The following is an 8,640-nucleotide window of genomic DNA, read 5'->3' as shown; positions in this document are numbered from 1 at the left end:
ATATCCTTTGTGCCTCGTATTACTTCATTTGAATATTCTCAATATATTCGGAATAATCAAAAACATACATATACTAAACGTCACTGCTTAAACATGACTTTAGTCACTAAGCATATTTTTGAGTTAACCCCTAGTAAGCAAAAATTAAGGGAGGTTGTTAGCCTCCCTTTGGGTTTTAGAACGGTGTGCTACCAGTCTCGTTCACCTTGGCGAGATACCCTCTCCAGTAGTCTCCATCCTGGCTTTTAGGTGGTAATCCAATCGCCGCGTCGAATTCCCCATCAAAGTAGTCGTCTTTTGCTTGGGATTGTTGAGGTTTAGCAATTGTGAGTAACATGAGATCACCTTTATTTTTAAGCTGCGGGTTAGTAGCCCGCTTTTTCTGTGGTTTGTTCAACCTGTTATTAGCGTAGCTTAACCTGTTAACTAATGTCAATAACCTGTTAAAAATGTTTCACAAGTTATTGACATCAGCTAACTTGTTAGTTAAATTAGTAACAGCTTAAAAAATAAAAGGGAGTCGGTCAGATGTCTAAAGCAGTTCAGGAACAAGTAGAGCAACTTTTTGAAGCGGTCAAGGATTTGCAAAGCCTTGAAGAGATCAAGCCACACTGCGAAAATTTTAACGAGTGGATAAATACCAACACTACTTACAGCATTAAAAGTTTAGGCACTGTGTTGAGTCGTGCTGGCTTCTATAAAAAATTCAAGTCAATTCCTCTAGAACAGGGCAAGAATGCTGACTCTGAACCAAAACACGATGCTCAAGGTAACGTTACAGGAAACGAGTTAAAGCACTATGTTTTATTGCTGTGTGGTCTGGATAAAAGCCATTGGGAAGAGAGAAACAAGTCTACACGAGTAAGCGATCGCCTCGAAAATGGTCAGGAAATTAGCCCAGATGAATATTTAGAGGTAACAGGTAAGCTGCTAGAATCCCAAGATTTGCATGAAGTAGCAGTAGGGTTGATTGCTGCTACTGGTCGCCGCCCCCATGAAATTCTCGCTCGTGCTAAGTTTGCGGCTGTTGAGGGTCAAAGCTATCAGGTAATGTTCACTGGTCAAGGTAAAAAACGGGGAGATAAGCCAGTATTCCCCATCGCTACCCTCTACCCTGCTAGTTACGTCATTGAGCGATTGAACTGGTTAAGAAAGGAGCCAACAACTAAAGCACTTTTGGCAGAGGTGGCTAACGAGAATTCTACAGACCTTTCAGCCCAAAATCGTGCTATTGATAGTCGCCGCAATGGTTCGCTTAATCGGGTAGTTCGTGGTTATTTCGGGGATAAGGGAGATAAAACCCCAATTCTAAATTTTCGACACGGGGAAGAACAAGACAACTGCAAAGCATTACGAGCCGCATATTTAGCACTGGCTACAGAAAGAGATTGCCAGGGTTCAACGGGTTCTAAAATGCTACACGCCGCTAGGTTAGCCGGTCACTTTGTTAAGGATGCTCCCACTGACCGAGATTTACAAAATCTTGTAACCACTTTGGGGTATGCCGATTACTACCTTACAAAGCCTGTAGGGTTCCCAGATGCTCCATCAAAAGAAAAACTTTCAAATGTTCGGGTTAGTTCAAGAGATTTAGAAGCTATTCGCCACTTGCAAGAGGAGTTAAATCTACCCAATCAGCAATCAGCTATTACCTATTTGCTTGAGTCATTTAAAAATCGGTTGGATACTGCAAAGCAATTACAGTCAGCACAGCAAAAATTAGCCCAATTAGAAACAGAGATTAAAGAGTTACGCCAAACTAATAACCAGTTAGAAGACATTAATAACCAATTAGATATAGCCAACAAACAATTACAACAGGAGAAAGCAGCTATGGAAACCACAACACAGCAACCCCAAACAGTTACTCTAAATGTCACCGAGTTAGATTCTTGGCTAGAGAAAAAAGTTATTGAGGTGGTGAACAAGGTAACTCTTGGGCAAGGTATCGCCCCCGCCGCCAAGTCTATCCCTGCCAAGGTTGCACCCATCAAGGAAGAGATTGACTGGCAAGCCAAGACTGATGCTGAGGTGTGGGGGAGCAAAGCAACCTTAGCAGCTGTAGAAAAAATTCGTAGGTCTTATCAGGCTATCTGTTTATATAACGATACTGTGGCGACTGGAGACAGCGATCGCTTGGCAGTGACTAACCAAGCACTCAGGGATTTATCGGGCTGTAATGGCTTGGTGATACGCGATTGGATTGAGGCCCATAAGGATGAAGTGATTAGCCATAACGCGAAATTCGGTATGGAGAACAAGAAAGACCCCAGTAACCCTGCCAGCTATGCCAACAAGGGCAAGGACACAGATAAAATTCTGTTGTTGATAAATGAAGAATTTCTAAGTGGTGAAGGCTTTAAGTCAGGGAGAAATTAAAGTTATTTTTTCCCTTACAAACTAATTACATAATCACCACTAAGTTTATGTAATTAGTGGATTTTAAATAACAAAATTGTATGCCAAAATACATTTCCTTCAGACTATGCCTAGACTAAGCTTGGACTAAGCCTAGACTAAGCCTAGACTAAGTGCAGGGAATCAATTTTTCAAGAAAGCAAGTTTCCTAGACTAAGCTTGGACTAAGCCTAGACTAAGCCACAACTTAGCGCTCTTAATCACTATTTTTTACTGTCAACAATTCTTCGATTAAAGAATAAAATAACCGTACTTACTATGGTTATTTTGGGTTATTTTCATTTCAGCCATTTTCGCAGAGCATTTAAAACGAAAAAATGATTTATTCGGGTCAAAAATTATTTTAGTAGAGAAAGATGCCGGAGGCGATCGCGGCGGAGTCCCAATTAGATGAGGCGATTTTATTTGCGGTCAGAAATTGAAACTCTAAAAGTTATGCTAATTTTTCAGATATTAAAACTGAAGTTGGCAAGCGATCGCTATGGCTATCAGCCAACTTTGGAGCGCGGTTATAAGAGTTATGCCACAGAAAAATAATAAGCCTAACTATTGGGGCGATGATGTAACCTCCTTCTTCAGGATGTCGTTTTACCTGTGTAGTATGGTCTTAATGCTTACTGTGAGACTGTTTCACCTGGATGTCGTCAAACCTCCATTTCCCGACATCTCCGCCCCAACTATTAAGGGTTTTGACAATATCTTGACTTTTATAGGTAAAGTACTATACCTTTTTTCCAGGTGTGTTGAAGTCCATCGACACCACTCGCCAGAACCTTGAAAACCGCATAACTTCGTTGACTGGTGTCGATTGCTTACACAGCAACGTTTCCAAGCTGTGAAATCTACTAATTATTGAGAATTCATTGGGAGTTATTGACACTCAACAAAGTGGTGTCGATTGGGGTATCTCAAACCCTCTCCCTGTAAAGGTTCCAGAAGTGAACTCTTTACATAACCACTTCCCCTAACGGGGATGGAAACCTTACTATCACCTCGGGGTGAGTAGAGGAAAGCTGTTCTTTACATAACCACTTCCCCTAACGGGGATGGAAACTTTTGGGTGGATTGGGTTGCAACCGAGATTGCGCCTTTACATAACCACTTCCCCTAACGGGGATGGAAACGCTTAGTTAATCGTTTAGCTGGTCTTTGCAAAGCTGAACTTTACATAACCACTTCCCCTAACGGGGATGGAAACGAGAAATATCTTCATTTCTCATTTCTGCCTCGGATACTTTACATAACCACTTCCCCTAACGGGGATGGAAACACTTTAATGTCCAATCTTGTCTCGTAATCGTCCACCCTTTACATAACCACTTCCCCTAACGGGGATGGAAACGCGTGTTCGCCGTTGGTTATTTCCCAGGCGGCCACAATACTTTACATAACCACTTCCCCTAACGGGGATGGAAACTGCAAGTGGGCTTGCATACAGCACCGTGTGGCTTTACATAACCACTTCCCCTAACGGGGATGGAAACATTGTGAAGTCGCTCCAGCGGAACCCGCCTATTTCGACTTTACATAACCACTTCCCCTAACGGGGATGGAAACGATACGGTTTGTCGCCAGGAAATGTCTTTGTTTTCCTTTACATAACCACTTCCCCTAACGGGGACTATTCACATCAATTTCAAGTTTTTTATCAGTGGCTAGCTCTACACCACTTCTAGCCACAGGCGAGAGCATAGACAACGCCGCCGCCGCCCCTAACACCTGAGCGTCAGTCACTTCCAAATATCTTTGCAACTGTTCCAAATTTCGATGCCCTGATATCTCTTGAATCACTCGCAATGGTATTCCGGCGTTACTCATTTGAGTTAGCGCAGTCCTTCTAAAGCTGTGGGTACTCACGCCAATTATCCCAACTTGTTTGCAAGCTTCTCTCAAAATCCTAGCGGCTGAGTCTTCGCTGATGTGTCCATCACTGCGACCGGGGAACAGATAATCATCCCCTGCTAGTGGGTAGTATTCAACCAGTAATCGCCGTAAATCTTCAATCACTGGGATAGACCGAGTTGCAAGCTTCCCTTTCGTATTTGACTTTCTGATAATCAGCCTGGGTCTAACGTTACTCTTGGGCGTGTAAATGTCTTGGGTCAACAAAGTACAGCATTCACGGATTCTACAGGCACTAAACAGGCAGACACCAAACAAGGTCTTATCGCGGTCGTTGTCTAAGCCATCACTGAAAATTAGCTGTATCTCTGACTGAGTTAGAACCTTGGCGCGTCCATGCCGATTTATTTTCATTGCAAGACTGTTGACCCTGTGATCCACAGCCTACAGCTAATGTGACCTTTCACGAAATTCTAATTAATGAAATGCCGTAATTATGGCAAAAAAAAGGATTTTGCATAAAACTGGCGAAATTATGGCATTTTAAAGGCAGAATTGAGGATTTATAAAAGTTATTTCTCAACAGTCTGAGCTTGTTGAGAAATTGATGTAATTTTGGCAGAATTATGGGAAATTTCTGGCAGAATTAAGGCAAATATCCAGTAAATCAAGAGAAAACACGCGGTTTTTCACATTTTCAAATGTCACGGTGACATTATGCTTTCACGGGAGAATAATATTGAATTCTGACGCACAGTACGCCAAAAAGTTTGGAAAGTTTTTTGAGCCAAAAACCAACAATCAGCTAAAAATTAGTCCCAGAGGACTACAGAAGTACTGCAAAAACACTACAAAGTCAGAGGAGGTTCCCTCTCTCCCTGCCCCTCCCGCGTGGGAATGAGTCTTTGTTGGCAAGGCATAATCCGAGGGTGAAATTCGATATTGCCCTGACATAACCACAGCGATCGCAAGGGGTAAAATTTACCCGTCACATAATTCCAGATTTAAGCCAAGGGGATAATTAGTTTAGTCACAGCAGTACCCCTATCTATATAAATTAGGGTACTGCTGTGACTTTTCTCTTCCCAGAGAAAAATATCGAGCCGCCGCGATCGCAATCCCAAAAGTTACTCGTCAGCATATTTAGATATCTAAGCCAAAGGGTAAATATCTAGTCACAGCAATACCCTATTCTATATAAATAAGGGTAGTGATGTGACTAGACCTAAACCCTTGCTGGATAATGAATACAGCCATTTTTAACCGCTAGTTACAGCAAGGGTATTTGGGGTCAAAAACCGGGGTGATGTGACCTTGGGGCGGCGGCGGGAGACGCGGCGAAGCCGCCGTCGTTCGGCAACGCAGTTGCCAGTCATGGGGCATTGGGCATTGGACATCAGGACAATGGAAGATTGGGAGCGATCGCGGATACAAGTACACAGTAGCTAATTACTCACTACGATATCAGTAGGGCATCGAAGATTGGGGACGATCGCCATAGCTGATAACAGTAACTTGTTATAGTTTCCAGAACTAGTTATTATAAATGTCTAACCAGAAGAGAGACGCGGCGAAACGGTCGCCATTTGATCGGGGCAATGAGAAGATTGGGGACGATCGCGGACACCGCTTCGCGGATCTGCAACCTGTTAAAAATTCTAAAGGATATTTCTAACAGGTTATTTAGTATCAACAAAACAAATAACAGATATGCTAACAAGTTAAAGAACATGATAACAGCATGTTTATGGAAAGATGTAACCAAATAGCCAAATGCTTACACAGCAAGGCATTTAGATATATGCAATGTTAACAAGTTATAGTAACCAGTTAATGCAAACATATAACTGTTACTCAGGTAGTAATGCAGACATAACAAGATGCTTCGCAGGTTTCATGATTAACTTAATAGGTACGTCTGTTAATTTAAATTAACAGACGTACCTATTAAGTTAATCATGAAACCTGCGAAGCATCTTGTTATGTCTGCATTACTACCTGAGTAACAGTTATATGTTTGCATTAACTGGTTACTATAACTTGTTAACATTGCATATATCTAAATGCCTTGCTGTGTAAGCATTTGGCTATTTGGTTACATCTTTCCATAAACATGCTGTTATCATGTTCTTTAACTTGTTAGCATATCTGTTATTTGTTTTGTTGATACTAAATAACCTGTTAGAAATATCCTTTAGAATTTTTAACAGGTTGCAGATCCGCGAAGCGGTGTCCGCGATCGTCCCCAATCTTCTCATTGCCCCGATCAAATGGCGACCGTTTCGCCGCGTCTCTCTTCTGGTTAGACATTTATAATAACTAGTTCTGGAAACTATAACAAGTTACTGTTATCAGCTATGGCGATCGTCCCCCAATCTTCGATGCCCTACTGATATCGTAGTGAGTAATTAGCTACTGTGTACTTGTATCCGCGATCGCTCCCCAATCTTCCATTGTCCTGATGTCCAATGCCCAATGCCCCATGACTGGCAACTGCGTTGCCGAACGACGGCGGCTTCGCCGCGTCTCCCGCCGCCGCCCCAAGGTCACATCACCCCGGTTTTTGACCCCAAATACCCTTGCTGTAACTAGCGGTTAAAAATGGCTGTATTCATTATCCAGCAAGGGTTTAGGTCTAGTCACATCACTACCCTTATTTATATAGAATAGGGTATTGCTGTGACTAGATATTTACCCTTTGGCTTAGATATCTAAATATGCTGACGAGTAACTTTTGGGATTGCGATCGCGGCGGCTCGATATTTTTCTCTGGGAAGAGAAAAGTCACAGCAGTACCCTAATTTATATAGATAGGGGTACTGCTGTGACTAAACTAATTATCCCCTTGGCTTAAATCTGGAATTATGTGACGGGTAAATTTTACCCCTTGCGATCGCTGTGGTTATGTCAGGGCAATATCGAATTTCACCCTCGGATTATGCCTTGCCAACAAAGACTCATTCCCACGCGGGAGGGGCAGGGAGAGAGGGAACCTCCTCTGACTTTGTAGTGTTTTTGCAGTACTTCTGTAGTCCTCTGGGACTAATTTTTAGCTGATTGTTGGTTTTTGGCTCAAAAAACTTTCCAAACTTTTGGCGTACTGTGCGTCAGAATTCAATATTATTCTCCCGTGAAAGCATAATGTCACCGTGACATTTGAAAATGTGAAAAACCGCGTGTTTTCTCTTGATTTACTGGATATTTGCCTTAATTCTGCCAGAAATTTCCCATAATTCTGCCAAAATTACATCAATTTCTCAACAAGCTCAGACTGTTGAGAAATAACTTTTATAAATCCTCAATTCTGCCTTTAAAATGCCATAATTTCGCCAGTTTTATGCAAAATCCTTTTTTTTTGCCATAATTACGGCATTTCATTAATTAGAATTTCGTGAAAGGTCACATTAGCTGTAGGCTGTGGATCACAGGGTCAACAGTCTTGCAATGAAAATAAATCGGCATGGACGCGCCAAGGTTCTAACTCAGTCAGAGATACAGCTAATTTTCAGTGATGGCTTAGACAACGACCGCGATAAGACCTTGTTTGGTGTCTGCCTGTTTAGTGCCTGTAGAATCCGTGAATGCTGTACTTTGTTGACCCAAGACATTTACACGCCCAAGAGTAACGTTAGACCCAGGCTGATTATCAGAAAGTCAAATACGAAAGGGAAGCTTGCAACTCGGTCTATCCCAGTGATTGAAGATTTACGGCGATTACTGGTTGAATACTACCCACTAGCAGGGGATGATTATCTGTTCCCCGGTCGCAGTGATGGACACATCAGCGAAGACTCAGCCGCTAGGATTTTGAGAGAAGCTTGCAAACAAGTTGGGATAATTGGCGTGAGTACCCACAGCTTTAGAAGGACTGCGCTAACTCAAATGAGTAACGCCGGAATACCATTGCGAGTGATTCAAGAGATATCAGGGCATCGAAATTTGGAACAGTTGCAAAGATATTTGGAAGTGACTGACGCTCAGGTGTTAGGGGCGGCGGCGGCGTTGTCTATGCTCTCGCCTGTGGCTAGAAGTGGTGTAGAGCTAGCCACTGATAAAAAACTTGAAATTGATGTGAATAGTCCCCGTTAGGGGAAGTGGTTATGTAAAGGAAAACAAAGACATTTCCTGGCGACAAACCGTATCGTTTCCATCCCCGTTAGGGAAGTGGTTATGTAAAGTCGAAATAGGCGGGTTCCGCTGGAGCGACTTCACAATGTTTCCATCCCCGTTAGGGGAAGTGGTTATGTAAAGCCACACGGTGCTGTATGCAAGCCCACTTGCAGTTTCCATCCCCGTTAGGGGAAGTGGTTATGTAAAGTATTGTGGCCGCCTGGGAAATAACCAACGGCGAACACGCGTTTCCATCCCCGTTAGGGGAAG

6 protein-coding genes, 2 pseudogenes and 2 CRISPR repeat arrays (1 of these 10 cut by a window edge) are annotated in these 8,640 nt (G+C 42.7%); of the genes and pseudogenes, 4 read left to right on the top strand and 4 right to left on the bottom strand.

All coding sequences use genetic code 11. The features are described 5' to 3' along the window. Nucleotides 1-175: 175 nt before the first annotated feature. The gene (locus tag FD723_RS42025; RefSeq protein WP_179070987.1) at nucleotides 176-337 is read right to left on the bottom strand and encodes a hypothetical protein; all 162 of its coding nucleotides are present in this window, start codon (nucleotides 335-337) and stop codon (nucleotides 176-178) included. A 191-nt stretch (nucleotides 338-528) separates the two neighbouring features. Between FD723_RS42025 and FD723_RS42020 the strand changes: the two genes are divergently transcribed. Beyond that, entirely contained in the window at nucleotides 529-2,379 is a 1,851-nt protein-coding gene (locus FD723_RS42020) for a protelomerase family protein (protein WP_179071050.1), read from the top strand. 984 nt (nucleotides 2,380-3,363) lie between these two features. After that, nucleotides 3,364-4,046: direct repeats of the CRISPR family, unit length 36 nt; unit sequence CTTTACATAACCACTTCCCCTAACGGGGATGGAAAC. A gap of 109 nt (nucleotides 4,047-4,155) precedes the next feature. Here FD723_RS42020 and FD723_RS42015 read toward each other — a convergent pair. Next, a pseudogene (locus FD723_RS42015) lies at nucleotides 4,156-4,674 on the bottom strand (tyrosine-type recombinase/integrase); the annotation flags it as partial. A gap of 894 nt (nucleotides 4,675-5,568) precedes the next feature. Here FD723_RS42015 and FD723_RS42010 point away from each other — a divergent pair. Both FD723_RS42010 and FD723_RS43855 read left to right on the top strand, forming a co-directional pair. Beyond that, on the top strand, nucleotides 5,569-5,709 hold the full coding sequence (locus FD723_RS42010) for a hypothetical protein (protein WP_179071049.1): 141 nt from the start codon (nucleotides 5,569-5,571) through the stop codon (nucleotides 5,707-5,709). 97 nt (nucleotides 5,710-5,806) lie between these two features. After that, nucleotides 5,807-5,935 carry a hypothetical protein gene (locus FD723_RS43855; RefSeq protein ID WP_256875465.1) on the top strand — a complete coding sequence of 43 codons (129 nt, stop codon included), beginning with the start codon at nucleotides 5,807-5,809 and terminating at the stop codon, nucleotides 5,933-5,935. A gap of 506 nt (nucleotides 5,936-6,441) precedes the next feature. Here FD723_RS43855 and FD723_RS43850 read toward each other — a convergent pair. Both FD723_RS43850 and FD723_RS42005 read right to left on the bottom strand, forming a co-directional pair. Beyond that, entirely contained in the window at nucleotides 6,442-6,570 is a 129-nt protein-coding gene (locus tag FD723_RS43850; RefSeq protein ID WP_256875465.1) for a hypothetical protein, read from the bottom strand. Between the two features lie 102 nt (nucleotides 6,571-6,672). After that, on the bottom strand, nucleotides 6,673-6,810 hold the full coding sequence (locus FD723_RS42005) for a hypothetical protein (RefSeq protein ID WP_179071048.1): 138 nt from the start codon (nucleotides 6,808-6,810) through the stop codon (nucleotides 6,673-6,675). 894 nt (nucleotides 6,811-7,704) lie between these two features. On the opposite strand from FD723_RS42005, the pseudogene FD723_RS42000 reads away from it, so the two are divergent. Further along, a pseudogene (locus FD723_RS42000) lies at nucleotides 7,705-8,223 on the top strand (tyrosine-type recombinase/integrase); the annotation flags it as partial. A gap of 109 nt (nucleotides 8,224-8,332) precedes the next feature. Further along, nucleotides 8,333-8,640: direct repeats of the CRISPR family, unit length 36 nt; unit sequence GTTTCCATCCCCGTTAGGGGAAGTGGTTATGTAAAG; it runs 374 nt beyond the window's last position.

Origin of the sequence: Nostoc sp. C052, from assembly GCF_013393905.1 — a bacterium.
GTDB lineage: Bacteria > Cyanobacteriota > Cyanobacteriia > Cyanobacteriales > Nostocaceae > Nostoc.
This window is presented reverse-complemented; position numbering and strand designations above follow the sequence as displayed.

What these genes read in the sequence shown, in the direction of transcription:
- FD723_RS42020 (WP_179071050.1), top strand. Translation starts at nt 529, where the DNA reads ATGTCTAAAGCAGTTCAGGAACAAGTAGAGCAACTTTTTGAAGCGGTC.
- FD723_RS43855 (WP_256875465.1), top strand. Translation starts at nt 5,807, where the DNA reads ATGTCTAACCAGAAGAGAGACGCGGCGAAACGGTCGCCATTTGATCGG.
- FD723_RS43850 (WP_256875465.1), bottom strand. Translation starts at nt 6,570, where the DNA reads ATGTCTAACCAGAAGAGAGACGCGGCGAAACGGTCGCCATTTGATCGG.
- FD723_RS42025 (WP_179070987.1), bottom strand. Translation starts at nt 337, where the DNA reads ATGTTACTCACAATTGCTAAACCTCAACAATCCCAAGCAAAAGACGAC.